Origin of the sequence: Vibrio sp. S457-15 (assembly GCF_000960545.1) — a bacterium.
Lineage (GTDB): Bacteria > Pseudomonadota > Gammaproteobacteria > Enterobacterales > Vibrionaceae > Vibrio > Vibrio parahaemolyticus.
In genome coordinates, this window is sequence record NZ_JYOQ01000177.1 from 394219 (window position 1) to 414326 (window position 20108).

Genomic DNA, 20108 nt, shown 5'->3' on the forward strand with positions numbered 1-20108 from the left:
CGATTTAGAGACGTTATGGATATTGCAAAAATGACTGCTCGCCGTCCGTATATGCTTCGCGCATTTTACGATTGGCTAGTAGACAATGACTTAACTCCCCACTTGGTTGTTGATGCAACTATGCCGGGTGTGCGTGTGCCTGTTGAGTTTGTTCAAGATGGTCAGATTATCTTGAATATTGCTCCTCGTGCCGTTGGTAACTTAGAGTTGGGTAATGATGCGATTACCTTCCATGCTCGTTTTAGTGGCCGACCACACTCAGTGATCGTGCCAGTGTATGCAGTTCAAGCGATTTATGCTCGTGAAAACGGTGCTGGAACAATGTTTGAACCAGAAGAAGCGTACACGCACATCGAAGAAGAAACGATTGAAGAAGAAGATTTGTCACCATCTTTTAAGGCGGTGACGGAAGAAACTTCTGAGGAGATTGGTGCAGAACCCCAAGAGGAAGAAGCTCCTCGTCCTAAAGGTCGACCAAGCTTAAGAGTGATTAAGTAAATAAAAAGCAGCGTTAACGCTGCTTTTTTTATACTTCGGTTTCAAGTTTTTCAATATCGTTTAGTCACTGATGGTAAACGTCTCGACATCTGGATCAGTATCATCTTGTGTCTGTGTCTGTGTCTGTGTCTGTGTTGTCACACCGTCGCTAGGTAAATCGACTTTAACTGGTTCTGCGTCTCCGTATTGGAACCCTTTGATCACCTGTTTTACGCCAGAGATATTCCGCGAAATCTCCGTCGCGCGTTCACCTTGCTGAGCGGTTACATAGCCAAACAAAAATACGTCACCATCCTCTGTAATGACTTTGACTTTAACGCCATTGAGGTCTGAGTCGGTTAATAGAGCCGATTTTACCTTGGTTGTGATCCAGCTGTCGTTGCTGATTTGCGTCACGCTCAATGGCTCTTTAGCCTTAATTTGATTATGAATGGTTTTGACGCCATCAATAGCTCTAGCTCGTTGCTCAATTTGATTAATCAAATCTTGAGTTGGAGCTTGGCCCATTAAAACAACCGTACCATTGTACGAGCTCGCAACAACTCGAACATGCCCTTTAAACGGTTCTTTATTACCGATCGCTGCGACTTCAAATTCAATATTGTTGTCTTGCCAGATCTGCTTCGTGGTGCGAGTATCTGTCACAATATTTGCCGTGGTGGCAGCTCCAGCAATGAACAGTCCCGCACATCCGCTCAAGCTTAAGATGGTACATAAAATGATAAGGCTACGTATCATAATGCTGATTCTCAAATCTGTTATTCTTCGTGAGCAGGGAAAAGTACTTGGTCAATCAAATCGCATAAGCAGTGAAGAGTGACCATATGCACTTCGTGAATGCGAGCCGTGCGATGGGATGGAATGCGAATTTCTACATCGTTTTCGCCCAATAATCCTGCCATCTCACCACCATCTTTACCTGTTAGGGCGATAATGGTCATGTCGCGAGTTACGGCCGCCTCCATCGCTTTGATGATGTTTTTGCTGTTGCCACTGGTAGAAAGCGCCAGAAGAATATCGCCTGGTTGGCCAAATGCACGAACTTGCTTAGAGAAAATCTCTTGGTAGTGGTAGTCGTTTGCAACTGCCGTTAGTGTGGTGTTGTCCGCAGTCAGCGCCATAGCGGGAAGGCTAGGGCGCTCGGTCTCAAAGCGATTTAAAAGACAAGAAACAAACTGTTGTGCATTTGAGGCGCTGCCACCGTTGCCGCAGCAAAGAATTTTGTTGCCATTCAGCAAGCTCGAAACCATGGCTTGAGCGGCGTGCGTGATCGCATCAGGCAGAGCTTCTGCGGCTGCGATTTGAATTTGAATACTTTCTGTAAAGCTATCTTTAATGCTGTCTAGCATCGCTTATCCTTCAGATATTGCATTTTGTATCCAGTTGATGTCGCGACCACTGTCATGAATGGCGATGACATCGAACCGATAATCTATGGTGTTCATTGTGCGTTGTTGGCTGAGCCAAACTTGTGCTGTTTTGATCAGTTTGCGCATTTTTGCGTTTGTGACCATTTCTGCCGCTGAGCCAAAATGATCGTTCTTACGATATTTGACTTCAACAAAGACGATAGTTTCATCTTGTTGGAAGATTAAATCAATCTCGCCGAACTTTGTCAGATAATTTTGATCTAAAAAACGCAAACCCTGACGCTGCAGATACTGCTTCGCCAGGGTCTCGTACTGATTACCTATTTGACGCTTACTAAAGAGCCCCACGCTCAGCCCAGCTCAATTCGCGTTGTACAACACAGTTGTTGTCAATGCTTAACGTACCAGTTTGGCCGCTTACTGAGTAACCTGGTACCACTTTCATTTGTGGCAATTCACCGATCAGTTTGTAGGCATCCATCCCTAGAGCTTTTAAGCGTTTTTCCATGTTGGATTGATCTGCCCATAGCTCATTCATTTCAGCGGTCACGATTGGGTCTGGGTTTACTAACAGCGGAATGTCACTGTAGATAATGCCTGTTAAGTCTTCGTACGTCGCACCACCGCTGTTGCTACGAGAGTTCGAGAACAATTTTGGTGGCTTCGCATCTGGGTTAATTGCGACCTCAATGAATGGTTTGATAAGTGTTAGTTCAGAGCTACGAGCGACAATGTAAACTGCGTCCACATCACGACGACTGCGTGGCTGTGTTTCCAACTTAATGCGCATGAGCGATTGCATCTGTGCGATACGCTGTTTGCTCTCTTGTAATCCAAAGACGTCGTTAATGTCTTTTTGTAGCTGGCGCTTATCACCAAAGTAGCTTGTTGCGACTTTGTTTGAGCTGTACTTGCTCCATTCTTCATTGAAAGCTTGCACAACACGCTCACCGTAGCTGCCTTTTGGCGCTAGGATCAGCGGGAAGCTATAGCCTTCACTAAACAAGTATTTTGCAGCTTGAGCCACTTCTTGCTCAGGTGACAACGCTAGGTAGCAAATGTCGGTACCTGGCTGAACATCTTCAGGAATATTCAACGCCAGTGCGGGAATGGCTGGACTGTTTGCTGAACCATCCATTGTGGTTTGCAATAGTTCGACGTTTTCTTTTTGCAGCGGGCCGACAACAAAATCGATGTTTTCGTTGATAAGACGTTGTTTCACTTCATCAGCGCTGTACGCATTCGTATCAATGACGGTAAGCGTTGCGCTTGGATCGCGGTTTCTATCATTCATCATCGCGAATACAAAACCATCGCGGATCAATTGTGCCTGAGGCGCAAACTTACCTGTTAATGGTAACAACAATGCTGTGTTATTTGGTTTTACGATATCAAGTGACAGAATGTTTTGAATTTCTTCTGGCGTATAGATTGCCGCTGGGTGTGACGGGTTCTCGTTCAACCAACGCTCAAGGGTATTTTTTAACTGAGACAGATTGCCGGAGAGCGTTTTTGCGTAAACTGCTAATTGCAACCATCCGTCTAACACGTCTTCGCTGGGTTCAGTTTGTAGCGAAGTCAGTTCATATTCAGAGTAACTGCCAAAGTTCATCCAAATTCGACTTGAGATTTCGCGTTGCTCTGCTGATGACGCGTATTGACTAAACGCTACCAGTTGGCGGTTGGCTTCAAACGGCTGATTTAGGCTTTGGTAAGCATCGGCACGTAGAGAGTAGTAATCTTTCCACTGCTCATTTGGTAGCTTCCACCAAGGCTTAAAGTTGAGAAGTTGCAACAACTGAGAGTAATCGCCTTGCTTTTGCTGTATGGTCGCACGCGCCAGTTGCCACTCCGCCTGTTGAACTTCCGTCAATTGTTGGCGAGCCAAACGTTTTATCAGAAGGTCTGCTTGATCCAATTGGTTCGCTTGGATTGCGGCTTTGGTTGCCATGATCAACCAGTCGTTTTGTAAGCTGCCTTCCGTGCTATCAGCTTGAATCATGTAGTTCTGTACCGACTGGGTAGGCTCAAGTGTGACATCTACGCCATCAGGCTGTCTCGGGCCTGAAGAACAGGCGGCGAGCGTAATTGCTAGTGCAACAGGAGTGAGTATGCGTGGTACACTGAGTCTCTTATGGTTAATCATTGCCGTGAGTTCTCTATAATTTTGTACAAAATTGTCTCTATATTAATCGTTGAAGTGATGGTAAACAAATGACAGATAAAAATAAGTTGCCGAATGAGGGGCCAACTCTCTACATCGTACCGACTCCAATCGGAAATTTAGCGGATATCACACAACGTGCTATCGAAGTTCTGTCGAACGTGGACATCATCGCAGCAGAGGATACCCGACATACGGGTAAATTACTGTCTCACTTCAATATCCAAACCAAAACTTTTGCGTTGCATGATCACAATGAGCAACAAAAAGCACAGGTTTTGGTCGAAAAGCTATTGTCAGGTCAGTCTATCGCCTTAGTGTCTGACGCTGGTACACCACTAATCAGCGATCCAGGATACCATCTGGTGACAAAATGTCGTCAAGCGGGCGTAAGAGTTGTGCCTCTTCCTGGTGCGTGTGCAGTTATCACTGCGTTAAGCGCGTCGGGATTGCCGTCAGATCGCTTTAGTTTTGAAGGCTTTCTACCGCCCAAAAGTAAAGGTCGTAAAGATAAATTCTTAGAGATCGCATCGGTAGAGCGCACATGCATTTTTTACGAGTCACCACACCGAATTTTAGACTCGTTACAAGATATGTTAGACGTTCTTGGCCCTGAGCGAGAAGTCGTTCTAGCAAGAGAACTCACTAAAACATTTGAAACCATCCAAGGCATGCCTTTGGGTGAACTCATTGAGTGGGTGAAAAGTGACGATAACCAGCAACGTGGTGAAATGGTGCTTTTGATCCATGGTCATCGTGAAACATCGGATGAGGCATTGCCCGATGAGGCTTTGCGTACTTTGGGTATTCTGACGAAAGAACTGCCTTTGAAGAAAGCGGCAGCGTTGGTGGCAGAAATCCACAACCTGAAGAAGAACGCTCTATACAAATGGGGTTTAGAAAACTTAGATTAAGGGCTGTTTAGATTGAATATTGCAAAGGGTTGATGTGAAAGCATCGACCCTTTTTTATTGTTTACCTTTTGCGTTTTGACTAAAAACTCATCACTCGGTGCATTCATTTCATCATATCTGTGATCTAACTAGACTCTGAAGTGAGAACTCTATACAATCCGCCCTCGGAGCTGACTGGGTAGTCGCTGCTTTGTTGATGTCCTTCGGGAGACTGACGTTGAGGTCCTTCGGGAAACTGACGTTGACGTCCTTCGGGAGACTGACAAAGGGGAGGAAAGTCCGGGCTTCATAGAGCAAGGTGCCAGGTAACGCCTGGGGGGCGCAAGCCTACGACAAGTGCAGCAGAGAGAAGACCGCCGATGGCCCGCAAGGGAACAGGTAAGGGTGAAAGGGTGCGGTAAGAGCGCACCGGACGACTAGTAATAGTTCGTAGCAGGGTAAACTCCACCTGAAGCAAGACCAAATAGGCCTCCACATTGCGTTGCTCGCGTAAGGAGGCGGGTAGGTTGCTCGAGCCAGTGAGTGATTGCTGGCCTAGACGAATGGCTACCGCCGCGCAAGCGGAACAGAACCCGGCTTATGTGTCGGCTCCACCTATTCGAGACCCATCTCTACTTCGGTAGCGATGGGTTTTTTGCATTTAATTGACGCAAACTATGTCATTACCAATAAACTTGGCGTAAATCACGTCTAACTCTAGACTTGTGGTGGCGATGATGTAGGAAATCAGTACACTAAAGAATCGCTTCAAGATCATTCAACGAGAAAGCTATGACCGAAACCTTCCAACATATTTCCGTGTTATTAAATGAATCCATTGATGGCTTGGCTATCAAACCAGATGGTATCTACATTGATGGAACATTTGGCCGAGGCGGTCACAGCCGTACAATTTTATCCAAACTTGGCCCAAATGGCCGACTGTACAGCATTGACCGTGACCCTCAAGCGATTGCGGAAGCAGGCAAAATTGACGACCCTCGTTTTACCATTATTCATGGCCCGTTTTCTGGCATGGCTCAATACGCAGAAGAGTATGACCTAGTTGGTAAAGTAGACGGTGTGTTATTGGATCTTGGTGTGTCTTCGCCTCAGCTGGATGACGCAGAGCGTGGTTTCAGCTTTATGAAAGATGGCCCGCTAGATATGCGCATGGACCCAACTTCAGGCATCCCGGTTTCTCAATGGTTGATGGAAGCGGATCTGGATGATATCACTTGGGTGATTCGTGAATTCGGTGAAGACAAACACGCTCGTCGTATTGCTCGTGCGATTGTGGAATACCGTGAAAACGAAGAGAACGAGCCAATGGTTCGTACTGGTCAGTTGGCAAAACTGATCTCTGAAGCAGCACCAAAAAGTTTTAAAGAGAAAAAGCACCCAGCGACGCGTGCTTTCCAAGCGTTCCGTATTTACATCAACAGTGAGCTAGAAGAAATTGATACTGCACTGAAAGGCGCGGCTCGTATTTTAGCTCCTGAAGGTCGTTTATCTGTCATCAGTTTCCATTCGTTGGAAGACCGCATGGTAAAACGCTTTATCCGCAAAGAAAGTAAAGGTCCTGAGGTACCACATGGCATTCCTTTGACGGAAGCGCAAATCAAAGAGCTTGGCAGCGCAAACATGAAAACTGTTGGCAAAGCGATAAAGCCGAGCAAACAAGAAATTGACATGAACCCTCGTTCGCGCAGTTCTGTGCTAAGAATTGCTGAAAAGCTTTAATTATTATGACGAAACCCACTCCCAACCTTGCTAAGTTGATCGCCACGGATTTAATTACCGTTGGTCGCTGGTCATTACTATTGTTGCTATTGATCATGGCATCAGCAATGGGAGTGGTATTTGCTACCCACCATGCGCGTCAAGCGATCACTGAAAAAGATCACACTCTGGTTGAGCGCGAGCGATTAGATAGCGAATGGCGCAACCTGATGTTGGAAGAAACCGCCTTAGCAGAACACAGTCGAGTGCAAGATCTTGCGAAAAAGGATCTTGAAATGAAACGACCTGACGGCGATAAAGAAGTGGTTATCACGCTAAAATGATAAGAAAGAAAACCAACGCTAAACAAGGAAATAAGCGTAAGTCTTCTGCGAAACCCAAAGCCGCAGTAAACGACACCAAAACCGCACCGAAAGCAGCGAAAGTAGAAGTAGAGCCATCATTTTTGATTCGCTGGCGCTTCCATTTATTGCTGTTTTTTGTTTTCTGCGCCTTTGCGCTTCTTGTCGCTCGTGTGGCCTATATTCAAATCATCGAGCCGGATAATCTCATTAAGCAGGGCGATCTACGTTCGATTCGTGTTAAGTCTATCCCGTCTGCACGAGGCATTATTTCTGATCGCAATGGTGAACCTTTAGCGGTGAGTGTGCCTGTTGAAGCGGTTTGGGCCGATCCAGCCACCATTTTTAAAGAAAATGCGCTAAGTCAGAAACAAAACTGGTATGCCTTAGCAGATGTGTTAGGTGTGGATCGCCAAGGCTTGATTGACAAAATCAAGCGCAACGAAAAGCGTCGCTTTATTTACCTGCAGCGCCAGGTGAGCCCAGCGATGGCAAACTACATTCGTGAACTGAAGCTACCAGGTATTGGTCTTAAGTCGGAGTCTCGTCGTTATTACCCGGCTGGTGAAGTCAGTGCGCACCTTGTCGGTGTGACAGGCATTGACGGTCATGGCCTAGAGGGGGTTGAGCGCAGTTACGATGAATGGCTAACCGGTGAAGAAGGTAAAAAGACCATTCGTAAAGACCGCTACGGCCGTGTCGTTGAAAACATCGCTTGGCAAGACAAACAAGAAGGCAAGTCGTTGCAGCTGACCATTGACCAGCGTTTGCAGGCTATCGCTTACCGAGCCATCAAACAGGCGGTTGCCGATCACCGTGCAACCTCTGGCTCCGTGGTGATGCTGGATGTAAAAACGGGTGCCGTTTTGGCGATGGTTAATGCTCCGTCATACAACCCAAATAACCGCACGGATTGGCAAAGTTATAAGATGCGTAACCGTGTGATTACGGACTCAATGGAGCCCGGCTCGACCATTAAGCCTTTCGTTATTTTAGCCGCCTTAGAAAATGGAGTGGCGGATAAAGATACTATCGTTGATACCGGTAATGGCGTGCTTCGATTGGGCGGTAGCCGAGTCAGGGACGTTTCGTGGGTAGGCAAAGCTAGTCTGTCTATGATTCTGAAAAAATCGAGTAACATCGGTGTGACCAAACTTGCGATGCAAATGCCTGTTGAGGCGCTGCTTGGCTTGTACAGTTCGGTGGGTTTTGGGGAACTTTCTGGTTTGAACTTAGTTGGCGAAGTGACTGGTATCTTCCCAACTCGAACGCGTTGGTCTCCCATTGAACGTGCAACCATTGCGTTTGGTTATGGTCTGTCTATCACGCCGATTCAGCTTGCACATGCGTATGCAACGTTAGGGAACCTTGGCAAGTACGAGCCGATTCATATTATCGAGAGTAATGACCGTGATATGTCACGTCAGGTAGTAAGCAAGGAAAATGCTCGTCTTGTGCTTGATATGCTTGAGACCGTAACTCAAAAAGGCGGTTCGGCTCGTCGTGCAGCCGTTCCGGGGTATCGAGTTGGTGCTAAAACGGGTACGTCTCGAAAAGCATCGGCGGGTGGCTATAGTGATGAATACATCACTTATACCGCAGGTCTAGCACCTGTGAGCGACCCACGAATTGCGTTGGTGGTAATTGTGAATGAGCCGCAAGGTGATGATTACTACGGTGGTTCGGTCGCGTCCCCTGTCTTTTCTGAAATTATGAAAGGTGCACTGCAAATCCTGAACGTCGCACCTGATGAAAACAAATTCCAGCAGTAGGCGATGTAGCCTGCTGCAAAGCACTTTAAGAAAACCTGAGCCAAAGCTCGGAGAACAATTATGACTAAAGCCATCAGTATGGACGCGCTGCTTTCCCCTTGGGTGGATTGCCCTAGTTTGGCGTCCGTTCTCGTTTCAGAACTAGAACTTGATAGTCGCAAAGTTCAACCAGGCACAACTTTTGTCGCTCTTGTCGGCCATGTGGTAGATGGACGTCAGTTCATTGCCTCTGCGATTGAAAAAGGTGCCAATGCGGTGATTGCCCAGGCTTGTGATGTGAAAGCGCATGGCACAATCGACATCATCGATGATATTCCGGTGGTTTATCTCGATGCGCTTGATAAATGTTTATCTGAAATTGCCGGCCAGTTGTACACCTATCCTGATATGAAGTTGATTGGTGTGACAGGTACAAACGGTAAAACTACCATCACCCAGCTTATCGCGCAGTGGATTGGATTAGTTGGCTCAAAAGCAGCAGTGATGGGCACCACAGGTAATGGTTTCTTAGATGATTTAAAAGAAGCGGCGAACACCACAGGAAACGCAGTGGAAATCCAGCATACGCTGGCTTCTTTGGCCGAACAACAAGCGCAATATACGGCGTTAGAAGTGTCTTCTCATGGCTTGATCCAAGGCCGCGTTAAATCCCTTTCCTTTGCTGCTGGCGTATTTACCAACTTGAGCCGAGACCATCTTGATTATCACGGTACGATGGAAGAGTACGCCAACGCCAAACTAACGCTGTTTACCCAGCATCAATGTGATCAAGCAATCATTAATGTTGATGACGAAGTTGGCGCTGCGTGGGCGAAACAACTGACCAATGCGATTGCCGTTTCTCTTGCTCCTACAACTGAGTTTGAACACGCGCTATGGGCGAGCCAAGTGGCTTATGCTGAATCCGGTATTACGATTCGTTTTGATGGTCAGTTTGGCGAAGGTACGCTGCATGCGCCGTTGATTGGTGAATTCAACGCAGCCAACTTAATGCTGGCATTTGCGACCTTATTGAGCCTTGGTTTTGATAAGAGCGATTTGCTAGCGACGGCTGCTCAATTGCAGCCGGTGTTAGGCCGAATGGAGCTATTCCAAGCTGAGAATCGCGCCAAAGTTGTGGTCGATTACGCTCACACGCCTGATGCGCTTGAAAAAGCATTACAAGCACTGCGCGTGCATTGTGACGGACAGCTTTGGGCTATTTTCGGTTGTGGTGGCGATCGCGATGCAGGTAAGCGTCCGATGATGGCAGAAATCGCTGAGCGTTTGGGTGACAAAGTCGTCTTGACCGATGATAACCCGCGCAGTGAAGACCCTGTATTAATCGTCAAAGATATGCTTGCTGGCCTATCCAAACCAGCAGAAGCGATTGTCCAGCATGATCGCTTTAAAGCGCTTTCTTACGCGTTAGAAAACGCTGCGCCTCAAGACATTATCTTGCTGGCAGGTAAGGGCCACGAAGACTACCAAATTCGTAATGGCGAAACGATTCATTATTCCGACCGCGAATCCGCAATGCAGCTTTTAGGATTATCTTCATGATCAAGGTTACTTTATCTCAAATTGCAGAAATCACTGGCGGAGCGTTATTTGGTAACGATCTGACTATCGACGCAGTGTCCACTGACACGCGAACGATTGACAATGGTGCGCTGTTTGTTGCGCTTGTCGGTGAACGATTCGATGCGCATAATTTTTGTCAACAAGCATTTGAAGCGGGGGCTGGTGCCTTATTGGTTGAAAAGCGTCTTGATGTGAATGTGCCACAAGTCGTGGTATCGGATACCAAAATCGCACTGGGCGAGTTAGCTTCTTGGGTGCACCATTCTTGCCAAACGCCTACCGTTGCGATAACTGGCAGTTGTGGAAAGACCACAGTGAAAGAGATGGTTGCCAGCATTCTTCAGCAAAAAGGCAACGTGTTGTTCACGGCAGGGAACTTCAATAATGATATTGGTGTTCCGCTGACCTTGCTGCGTTCTCAGCAAGATGACGATTACGCGGTGATTGAGCTAGGCGCAAACCATATTGGTGAAATTGCTTACACTACCCAGCTTGTGAAACCGGATATCGCGCTGGTAAACAATGTTGCGGCGGCGCATTTGGAAGGCTTTGGTTCTATTGAGGGTGTAAAGCAAGCCAAAGGTGAAATCTATCAAGGGATACAGGCTGGTGGCATTGCCATCGTCAATCTCGATAGTAACGGTGACGCGCTGTGGCAATCGGTTCTTGCAGATAAAAAAGTGATCACTTTCTCGCATAATAATTCGCAAGCGGACTTTTACGCATCGAACGTGACAATGAATGAGGAAGGTAAAGCGAGCTTTACTTTGCATATTTCATCAGATTCGCGAGAAATTGAACTGTCACTTGGTATTATTGGTCAACATAACGTTGCAAATGCCATTGCGGCCTCAATCATTGCGCTAAACATGGGAGCTACCGTTGAAGAGATTCAGTTTGGTCTTTTAAACCTTAACAAAGTAAAAGGCCGAGTGGATGTAGAGCAACTCAGCTCGACGATCAAGTTGATCGATGACAGCTACAATGCAAGCGTACCTGCGATGAAAGCGGCGGTTGATTTACTTGGGGCGTTTCGCGGTCAGCGCTGGTTGATTTTAGGCAATATGGCGGAATTGGGTGAGGAAAGTCTTGCACTTCACCGTCAAGTCGGGGAACATGCTGCCCCACAAAAATTTGAACATGTTCTCACATATGGTGCAGACGCAAAGATCATTAGCGAGCTTTGCCATGGCATTCACTTTGAGACACATCAAGAGATGATTGACTACATCAAGCAGCATCTAGACCAAACCGTTTCTGACCAACACACTATTTTGGTTAAAGGCGCGAACGGTGCACGTATGTTTGAAGTCGCTGCTGCTTTGAAGGAGTATTTTTAATGATTATTTGGCTTGCCGAGCTGCTACAGCCATACCTGTCTTTTTTCCGATTGTTTGAATACCTGTCTTTTCGAGCAATTCTCAGTGTACTTACTGCCCTAGGTCTTTCTCTTTGGATGGGACCTATCATGATCAAGCGTTTGCAAATGCTTCAAATTGGTCAGGTCGTGCGTAACGAAGGCCCTGAGTCTCACTTTAGCAAGCGTGGTACTCCTACTATGGGCGGTATCATGATTTTGGCGGCTATTTCGATCACGATTCTATTGTGGACTGATTTATCCAACCCTTATGTTTGGGCGGTACTGACGGTATTGCTAGGTTATGGCGCCGTTGGCTTTGTCGATGATTATCGTAAAGTGGTGCGTAAAAACACCGATGGTTTGATCGCGCGTTGGAAGTATTTCTGGCAGTCTTTGATCGCATTTGTTGTGGCATTTGCTCTATACGTTTATGGTAAAGACACAGCAGCGACGCAGCTTGTCGTACCATTCTTTAAAGACGTGATGCCACAGCTTGGTCTGATGTACATCATTCTGACTTACTTCGTGATTGTTGGCACCAGCAATGCGGTAAACCTCACTGATGGTTTAGATGGTTTGGCTATCATGCCGACGGTACTGGTTGCTGCAGGCTTTGCCGTTATCGCTTGGGCGACAGGTAACGTTAACTTTTCTGAATATCTGCACATCCCATATCTACCGCACGCCTCTGAGCTTGTTGTGGTATGTACGGCGATTGTGGGCGCGGGGCTTGGATTCTTATGGTTCAACACCTATCCAGCACAAGTATTTATGGGTGACGTAGGCTCTCTTGCGCTAGGTGGTGCACTAGGCACTATCGCTGTTTTGGTTCGTCAAGAATTGGTGCTGGTTATCATGGGCGGTGTGTTTGTTATGGAAACACTGTCTGTAATCCTCCAAGTCGGTTCATACAAGCTGCGCGGTCAACGCATTTTCCGCATGGCACCAATTCATCATCACTACGAATTAAAAGGTTGGCCAGAACCTCGTGTAATCGTGCGTTTCTGGATAATTTCTATGGTTCTTGTTCTGATTGGTCTTGCGACATTGAAAGTGCGTTAAACGCACTTTCCAAGAACAAGCAATACAGTGTGATCACATATGGAACGTTGGCAAAACATACATAACGTTGTCGTCGTAGGGCTCGGTATTACCGGGCTCTCTGTCGTTAAACACCTCCGAAAAACTCAGCCGCAATTGACGGTTAAAGTTATTGATACGCGTGACAATCCGCCAGGCGCCGAGCGTCTGCCTGAACAGGTTGAACTACACCGTGGTGGTTGGAATACCCAGTGGCTTGCAGAGGCGGACTTGGTGGTGACCAACCCTGGTATTGCGTTAGCGACACCAGATATACAAACGGTGCTAGCGAAAGGCACTCCTGTCGTGGGGGACATCGAGTTGTTTGCTTGGGCTGTGAATAAGCCAGTGGTGGCCATCACGGGTTCAAACGGCAAGAGCACGGTGACAGATTTAACTGGTGTGATGGCAAAAGCGGCAGGATTGACGGTGGGTGTCGGTGGTAACATTGGCGTGCCTGCACTGGAGCTGCTTGAGCAAGATGCGGATTTGTATGTACTGGAACTTTCAAGTTTTCAGTTGGAAACAACGTCGAGTTTGAAACTCAAAGCGGCGGCATTTCTTAACCTTTCCGAAGATCATATGGATCGCTACGAAGGTATGGCAGATTATCGCGCTGCTAAGCTGCGTATTTTTGATCATGCAGAGTTAGCTGTAGTTAACCGTGATGATCAAGAGACGTACCCAGAGGTTGAGATGCCCGTGGTTACGTTTGGCTGTGATGAGCAAGCTTACGGCCTTGAAGTCGATGGTTCTCGCACATGGTTACTTGATCATGGTCAGCGCGTCATCGCCAGCGATGAATTGAAACTTGTCGGCAAACATAACTTAGCAAACGCTCTCGTCGTGTTGGCTCTGCTCAAAGCTGCAGGTGTTGATTACCACAACGCTTTGAATGCACTTAAAAATTACACTGGACTGACACACCGATGCCAGGTGGTTGCGGATAATCGTGGCGTAAAATGGGTGAATGACTCTAAAGCAACTAATATCGCAAGCACTATGGCTGCGCTATCAGGTTTAGAGTCGACCGGTAAACTTTATCTGCTCGTCGGTGGTGTCGGTAAAGGCGCGGACTTCACGCCATTAAAACCGATCTTTGCAGCGCTTAACCTACAACTGTGCTGTTTTGGCCTAGATGGCGATGATTTTATGCCACTACATGAGTCAGCAATCCGTTTCAACACCATGGAAGATGTGATTCAACAAATATCTTCGCAGTTAAAATCTGGTGATATGGTGATGCTGTCTCCCGCATGTGCTAGCTTTGATCAATTCGACAATTTTATGGCAAGAGGCGATGCATTTGCTGTTCTTGCTCAGAAATATGCATAACTAAAGGTTACTCGTTTCGTGGGTTTAAGTAACGTTAAACACAACATTGGTAATTGGCTTAAGCATCCGGCGCCAGAAGCGTTGTTTGATCGCCAGTTGGTGTGGATTGCGTTGGGTTTGATGTTGACTGGTTTGATTATGGTGACCTCTGCGTCTTTCCCAATCAGCTCACGATTGACCGATCAGCCGTTCCACTTCATGTTCCGTCATGCCACCTTCTTAGTGTTGGCGATCGGGACCTCTGCGGTGATACTTCAAGTACCTTTAGAGCAATGGTTTAAGAAAAGTCATTACTTGCTTTGGGTCTCATTCGGCTTGCTGATTGTTGTACTTCTTGCAGGTAAGTCAGTAAATGGCGCTTCTCGTTGGATTCCGCTTGGTCTGTTCAACTTACAGCCTGCCGAAGTTGCGAAGTTATCGCTGTTCATCTTCATGTCTGGTTATTTAGTCCGTAAGCAAGATGAAGTGCGCCAGACCTTCTTTGGCGGCTTTATGAAGCCAATCATGGTGTTTGCTTTCTTCGCCGTCTTGTTACTTGGTCAGCCGGACTTGGGTACCGTCGTTGTAATGCTGGTTACTCTGTTTGGCATGTTATTTATCGCGGGCGCGAAGCTAACCCAGTTTCTGGCCCTGATGATTGCAGGCATTGGCGCTGTCGTCGGTTTGATCTTGGTAGAACCGTATCGTATGCGCCGTGTTACTTCGTTTCTTGACCCATGGGAAGACCCGTTCGGTAGCGGCTATCAGTTGACTCAATCTTTGATGGCGTTTGGTCGCGGAGAATGGTTTGGTCAAGGGTTAGGGAACTCAATTCAAAAACTGGAATACCTACCAGAAGCGCACACCGACTTTGTATTTGCGGTATTGGCTGAAGAGCTTGGTTTCGTCGGTGTCGTTTTGGTGCTGATGTTGATTTTTAGCTTGGTACTTAAAGCTGTGTATATCGGCAAACGCGCTTTTGAAGAAGGCGAGATGTTTGGTGGTTACTTAGCGTTTGGTATTGGTATTTGGTTTGCGTTTCAAACCATGGTCAATGTGGGCGCAGCCGCTGGTATTGTTCCAACCAAAGGTTTGACGCTTCCACTAATCAGTTATGGTGGTTCCAGTCTGATTATTATGTCCGTTGCAGTGTCCATATTGCTGCGTATCGATCACGAATGCCGCTTGAAACGCGCGCAACAACAATCAGAACAACAGACGAATGAAACAGAATAAACGTTTGATGGTGATGGCTGGTGGTACCGGCGGTCACGTATTCCCAGGTTTGGCGGTGGCAAAGCAGCTTCAAGAACAGGGTTGGGAGATCCGTTGGTTAGGCACAGCGGATCGAATGGAAGCCGATTTGGTGCCAAAGCATGGTATTGAGATCGACTTTATCAAAGTAAAAGGTCTGCGAGGCCAAGGCGTTAAACGTCTTTTAGCTGCCCCTTTTCAAATTATTAATGCCATCATGCAAGCGCGAGCGCACATGAAGCGCTGGCAGCCGGATGCCGTTTTAGGTATGGGCGGCTATGTGAGTGGTCCGGGTGGTATCGCGGCTTGGTTAAGCGGTATCCCGGTTGTTCTACACGAACAAAACGCGGTTGCAGGTTTAACAAATCAATGGCTATCAAAGATCGCGAAGAAAGTCTTTCAAGCGTTTCCCGGCGCATTTCCTTCTGCGGCGGTTGTCGGTAACCCAGTACGTGAAGACGTAACGCAGTTGGATGAGCCCGCTCAACGTATGCAAGAGAGAGAAGGACCAATTCGTATTCTTGTTATGGGCGGCAGCCAAGGGGCGCGTATTCTTAATCAAACATTGCCAGCGGTGATGGCAAACTTGGGCCAAGACTACTGTATTCGTCATCAAGCAGGTAAAGGCGCAGCGCAAGAAGTGCAAGCTGCTTATCAAGCGAACAATGTTGCTAATGCAGAAGTGACCGAGTTTATTGACGATGTTGCACAAGCGTATGCGTGGGCAGATCTGCTAGTGTGCCGTTCTGGTGCATTGACGGTATCTGAGGTCTCAGCAGCAGGTGTAGGCGCGATTTTTATCCCGTTCATGCATAAAGACCGTCAACAGGCACTGAATGCCGACCACTTAGTGGAATGCGGTGCTGCGAAGATGATTGAACAACCTGATTTAACCGTGGAGTCTTTGACTCAACAGATCCAACAATTGGATCGCCAAGCTTTACTTTCAATGGCTCAAAAGGCACGCAGTGCCGCAAAATTAGATGCTGACAAAGTTGTCGCACAAGCCATTGTCGCTTTGACCGAAAAGCGTTAACGAATTATTGAGAATCGAATTAATGACTATCCAACATACACAAGACCTAGCTCAGATTCGCGCGATGGTACCAGAAATGCGTCGCGTGAAATGCATCCACTTCATCGGTATCGGTGGTGCGGGCATGAGCGGCATTGCTGAAGTTCTTCTAAACGAAGGTTATGAAATTACGGGTTCAGACTTGTCTGAAAACCCAGTAACCGAGCGCTTAGTGTCGAAAGGGGCAACCGTATTTATTGGTCACCAAGCAAGTAATGTCGAAAAGGCTAGTGTGGTAGTCGTTTCCACCGCGATTAACGAAGAAAACCCTGAAGTCATGGCGGCTCGTGAATTGCGTATTCCTATTGTTCGCCGAGCAGAAATGTTGGCTGAACTGATGCGATTCCGTCATGGTATCGCTGTTGCGGGTACACATGGTAAAACCACCACCACAGCACTAGTCACACAAATCTATTCCGAAGCAGGCCTTGATCCAACGTTTGTAAACGGCGGTCTAGTAAAGAGCGCGGGCACAAATGCGCGCTTGGGCTCTAGCCGTATTCTGATTGCAGAAGCGGATGAGAGCGACGCCTCTTTCTTGCACCTGCAACCTATGGTGAGCATCGTTACCAACATCGAAGCTGACCACATGGATACCTACGGTGGTGACTTCGAAACGTTGAAACAAACCTTCATTGATTTTCTTCACAACCTGCCGTTTTATGGCCAAGCCATTGTCTGTATCGATGATCCAGTGATTCGTGAGTTGATTCCGCGTATTAGCCGTCAAGTGATCACCTACGGCTTTTCTGACGATGCGGACGTACGTATCGAAAATTATCATCAAGAAGGTCAGCAAGGTAAATTTACAGTAGTACGTAAAGGTCGAGCTAACCTCGATATCACGCTAAACATTCCAGGCCGTCACAATGCGTTGAACGCATCAGCAGCAATAGCGGTCGCAACGGAAGACGACATTGAAGATGACGCGATTCTAAAAGCGATGGCGGGCACTCAAGGTACTGGCCGTCGTTTTGATCACCTTGGTGAGTTTGATACAGGTAACGGTCATGCGATGTTAGTCGATGATTACGGTCATCACCCAACGGAAGTTGATGTAACCATTAATGCTGCACGCAGCGGTTGGCAAGATAAGCGATTGGTTATGATTTTCCAACCCCATCGTTACAGTCGCACTCGTGACCTTTACGATGATTTTGCAAACGTGCTTGAGCAGGTTGATGTATTGATCATGCTTGACGTGTATGCCGCGGGTGAAAAACCGATTGCCGGCGCGGATGGACGCTCTTTGTGCCGTACGATTCGCAGCCGAGGTAAAGTAGATCCGATTTTTGTTCCAGAAATCGAGCAATTACCATCAGTTTTGGCTAACGTTATACAAGACGGCGACCTAATTTTAACGCAAGGTGCTGGTGATGTTGGTAAAGTTGCCAAACAGCTGGCTAATCTTGAGTTAAATATAAACAAGATGCTTGGATAAGTCAGAGTGATGACGCAAAGGACAGATAAGACTCAGATCTCGATTTTGCGTCAAGATCGTTGTGATTTATTGTTATCAGTGTTTGATAGTTTACAAGAGCTCAGTATAATCCCAAGGTTAAAGTCAATACTTTTGCCGATACGATATTATGCGGTAAAAAGTACACGACAAAAGTCAGGAAACGAAGACGTTGTTGAATATTGCACTTAATGAAGAGCGACTAAACACGGACAATAACCGTGGTCGCCAAGATAAAATCTTGGGTGCGCTATTTTTCGTTGTGGTTGTGACCTTAATTAGTTCTGTTTTGTACTCGGCGATCAGTTGGATGTGGGATGACCAAAGGTTACCTCTCTCCAAAATAGTGCTTCAAGGTAAATTGGAGTACGTCAAAGCTGACGATGTTCAGGCTGCATTTAGTCGAATAGATCACATCGGTACATTCATGTCTCAGGATATTGATGTATTACAGCAAAGTGTTGAAGCATTGCCGTGGGTTGCTCATGCAGCGATTCGCAAGCAGTGGCCCGATACAGTAAAAGTTTTCTTAACAGAGCATCAACCCGAAGCCATTTGGAATGGCAACGAACTGTTAGATAAAAACGGTTTGGTTTTCGATGGTGATGTTGCTTTGTTAAAGGACGAGAAAGTTAAGTTGTATGGACCCAAAGACACTGGCCCGGAAGTGTTACAAACTTACCGCGAACTGAGTCCTAAGTTTCAACAATTGGGTTTAGCGATATCGTCTCTGGTGTTAAACGAGCGACGAGCTTGGCAAATCATCCTAGATAACGGTATTCGATTAGAGCTTGGTAAAGAGTCTCTTCTTGAGCGTATAGAGCGCTTTTTTTCGCTCTATAACAAGCTTGGCAGTGACACGCAACGAATCAGTTATATCGATCTCAGGTACGATACAGGAGCCGCAGTCGGTTGGTTTCCTGAAGAAGAGTTAGAAGAGAGTACAGATGACTAAGGCCGCAGATGACAACATTATTGTTGGTCTTGATATAGGCACTGCAACCGTATCAGCTCTAGTGGGTGAGATTCTACCTGATGGCCAAATTAATATTATTGGTGCGGGTAGTAGCCCTTCGCGTGGCATGGATAAAGGTGGCGTGAATGACTTGGAGTCGGTTGTAAAATCAGTACAACGTGCAATTGATCAAGCTGAGCTAATGGCCGAGTGCCAAATCAGCCGAGTCTTCATTTCGTTGTCTGGTAAGCATATCGCAAGCCGAATTGAAAAAGGCATGGGCACCATATCAGACGAGGAAGTTTCTCAAGAAGATATGGACAGAGCGATCCATACCGCGAAATCAATTAAAATCGGTGATGAACAGCGAATCCTTCACGTGATTCCTCAAGAGTTCACCATCGACTATCAAGAAGGGATCAAAAACCCTCTTGGTTTATCAGGGGTAAGAATGGAAGTCAGTGTCCATCTTATCTCGTGTCATAATGACATGGCACGCAATATTATTAAGGCAGTAGAGCGCTGCGGCCTTAAAGTAGAGCAACTTGTGTTTTCAGGGCTTGCTGCAAGTAATGCGGTAATCACCGAGGATGAAAGAGAGCTCGGAGTTTGTGTGGTAGATATTGGCGCCGGCACGATGGATGTGGCTATCTGGACTGGTGGTGCGTTACGTCACACAGAAGTATTTTCGTACGCAGGAAATGCTGTAACGAGCGATATTGCTTTTGCTTTTGGTACGCCAGTGAGCGATGCTGAAGAAATAAAAGTCAAATATGGCTGTGCTTTGAGTGAACTGGTCAGTAAGGATGACACGGTTAATGTCCCAAGCGTAGGAGGACGTCCTTCACGTAGTCTGCAGCGTCAGACTCTATCTGAAGTGATTGAGCCACGATACTCTGAGCTTATGGGATTAGTTAACCAAACTATCGACTCTGTACAAGCGAAACTGCGCGAAGAGGGCATTAAGCACCATCTTGCTGCGGGTGTAGTTCTAACCGGCGGTGCTGCGCAAATTGACGGAGTAGTAGAATGTGCGGAGCGCGTATTCCGCAATCAAGTAAGGGTCGGCAAACCGCTCGAAGTCAGCGGACTAACTGACTATGTAAAAGAGCCGTACCATTCTACGGCAGTTGGATTACTTCATTACGCAAGAGACATGCAGTCTAGCGACGATAGCGATTACAATGAACCTAAACGCTCATCTGTTACTGGCTTTTTCGATAAATTGCGTAATTGGATACAAAAAGAGTTTTAACCTGAGTTGCAG

At 46.8% G+C, this 20108-nt stretch carries 18 protein-coding genes and 1 other RNA gene; 15 read left to right on the forward strand and 4 right to left on the reverse strand.

From position 1 onward, the window contains the following. Window positions 1–15: 15 nt before the first annotated feature. Entirely contained in the window at window positions 16–498 is a 483-nt protein-coding gene (sspB, locus tag UF05_RS21500) for a ClpXP protease specificity-enhancing factor (RefSeq protein WP_045544860.1), read from the forward strand. A gap of 60 nt (window positions 499–558) precedes the next feature. On the opposite strand, the gene UF05_RS21505 is transcribed toward sspB, so the two are convergent. The 4 genes from UF05_RS21505 to UF05_RS21520 are packed head-to-tail and all read right to left on the reverse strand — an operon-like array spanning window position 559 to window position 4014. Further along, window positions 559–1236, reverse strand: coding sequence for a BON domain-containing protein (locus UF05_RS21505; protein ID WP_045544861.1), 678 nt, complete (start codon window positions 1234–1236; stop codon window positions 559–561). Window positions 1237–1256: 20 nt separating this feature from the next. Then, window positions 1257–1847, reverse strand: a complete 591-nt coding sequence (locus UF05_RS21510) for a phosphoheptose isomerase (RefSeq protein ID WP_005458175.1) — start codon at window positions 1845–1847, stop codon at window positions 1257–1259. 3 nt (window positions 1848–1850) lie between these two features. Continuing rightward, complete coding sequence (locus UF05_RS21515; protein WP_005479720.1) at window positions 1851–2216, reverse strand: YraN family protein; 366 nt, start codon at window positions 2214–2216, stop codon at window positions 1851–1853. Beyond that, window positions 2203–4014: a penicillin-binding protein activator gene (locus UF05_RS21520; protein WP_005458195.1), complete on the reverse strand. Its 1812-nt coding sequence runs from the start codon at window positions 4012–4014 to the stop codon at window positions 2203–2205. The genes UF05_RS21515 and UF05_RS21520 overlap by 14 nt, the downstream gene beginning before the upstream one ends. A 68-nt stretch (window positions 4015–4082) precedes the next feature. Between UF05_RS21520 and rsmI the strand changes: the two genes are divergently transcribed. The 14 genes from rsmI to ftsA all read left to right on the forward strand — a co-directional run bounded on the left by rsmI (window position 4083) and on the right by ftsA (window position 20096). Further along, on the forward strand, window positions 4083–4946 hold the full coding sequence (rsmI, locus tag UF05_RS21525; RefSeq protein ID WP_005497083.1) for a 16S rRNA (cytidine(1402)-2'-O)-methyltransferase: 864 nt from the start codon (window positions 4083–4085) through the stop codon (window positions 4944–4946). A 166-nt stretch (window positions 4947–5112) separates the two neighbouring features. Next, window positions 5113–5542, forward strand: an RNA gene (rnpB, locus tag UF05_RS23730) — RNase P RNA component class A. A 175-nt stretch (window positions 5543–5717) separates the two neighbouring features. Continuing rightward, on the forward strand, window positions 5718–6668 hold the full coding sequence (rsmH, locus tag UF05_RS21530) for a 16S rRNA (cytosine(1402)-N(4))-methyltransferase RsmH (protein ID WP_005458168.1): 951 nt from the start codon (window positions 5718–5720) through the stop codon (window positions 6666–6668). Between the two features lie 5 nt (window positions 6669–6673). Then, window positions 6674–6991 carry a cell division protein FtsL gene (ftsL, locus tag UF05_RS21535; protein ID WP_005458197.1) on the forward strand — a complete coding sequence of 106 codons (318 nt, stop codon included), beginning with the start codon at window positions 6674–6676 and terminating at the stop codon, window positions 6989–6991. Then, a complete protein-coding gene (locus tag UF05_RS21540) occupies window positions 6988–8781 on the forward strand; it encodes a penicillin-binding transpeptidase domain-containing protein (RefSeq protein WP_020840082.1) in 1794 nt (597 codons plus the stop codon). The genes ftsL and UF05_RS21540 overlap by 4 nt, the downstream gene beginning before the upstream one ends. A 60-nt stretch (window positions 8782–8841) precedes the next feature. Further along, window positions 8842–10323 carry a UDP-N-acetylmuramoyl-L-alanyl-D-glutamate--2,6-diaminopimelate ligase gene (gene murE / locus UF05_RS21545; RefSeq protein WP_045544862.1) on the forward strand — a complete coding sequence of 494 codons (1482 nt, stop codon included), beginning with the start codon at window positions 8842–8844 and terminating at the stop codon, window positions 10321–10323. Beyond that, window positions 10320–11684, forward strand: coding sequence for a UDP-N-acetylmuramoyl-tripeptide--D-alanyl-D-alanine ligase (locus UF05_RS21550; RefSeq protein ID WP_045544863.1), 1365 nt, complete (start codon window positions 10320–10322; stop codon window positions 11682–11684). The genes murE and UF05_RS21550 overlap by 4 nt, the downstream gene beginning before the upstream one ends. Next, window positions 11684–12766, forward strand: coding sequence for a phospho-N-acetylmuramoyl-pentapeptide-transferase (gene mraY, locus UF05_RS21555; protein WP_025556493.1), 1083 nt, complete (start codon window positions 11684–11686; stop codon window positions 12764–12766). The genes UF05_RS21550 and mraY overlap by 1 nt, the downstream gene beginning before the upstream one ends. Before the next feature lie 39 nt (window positions 12767–12805). Next, window positions 12806–14119, forward strand: a complete 1314-nt coding sequence (gene murD, locus UF05_RS21560) for a UDP-N-acetylmuramoyl-L-alanine--D-glutamate ligase (protein ID WP_045544864.1) — start codon at window positions 12806–12808, stop codon at window positions 14117–14119. An 18-nt stretch (window positions 14120–14137) separates the two neighbouring features. After that, entirely contained in the window at window positions 14138–15334 is a 1197-nt protein-coding gene (ftsW, locus tag UF05_RS21565) for a cell division protein FtsW (protein ID WP_005458190.1), read from the forward strand. Further along, a complete protein-coding gene (gene murG / locus UF05_RS21570) occupies window positions 15321–16388 on the forward strand; it encodes an undecaprenyldiphospho-muramoylpentapeptide beta-N-acetylglucosaminyltransferase (RefSeq protein ID WP_005458193.1) in 1068 nt (355 codons plus the stop codon). The genes ftsW and murG overlap by 14 nt, the downstream gene beginning before the upstream one ends. A gap of 22 nt (window positions 16389–16410) precedes the next feature. Continuing rightward, complete coding sequence (murC, locus tag UF05_RS21575) at window positions 16411–17868, forward strand: UDP-N-acetylmuramate--L-alanine ligase (RefSeq protein WP_005497094.1); 1458 nt, start codon at window positions 16411–16413, stop codon at window positions 17866–17868. A 190-nt stretch (window positions 17869–18058) separates the two neighbouring features. Next, window positions 18059–18841, forward strand: coding sequence for a cell division protein FtsQ/DivIB (locus UF05_RS21580; protein ID WP_005489880.1), 783 nt, complete (start codon window positions 18059–18061; stop codon window positions 18839–18841). After that, window positions 18834–20096 carry a cell division protein FtsA gene (ftsA, locus tag UF05_RS21585; RefSeq protein WP_005458184.1) on the forward strand — a complete coding sequence of 421 codons (1263 nt, stop codon included), beginning with the start codon at window positions 18834–18836 and terminating at the stop codon, window positions 20094–20096. Before UF05_RS21580 ends, ftsA begins: the two co-directional genes overlap by 8 nt. Window positions 20097–20108: the final 12 nt, after the last annotated feature.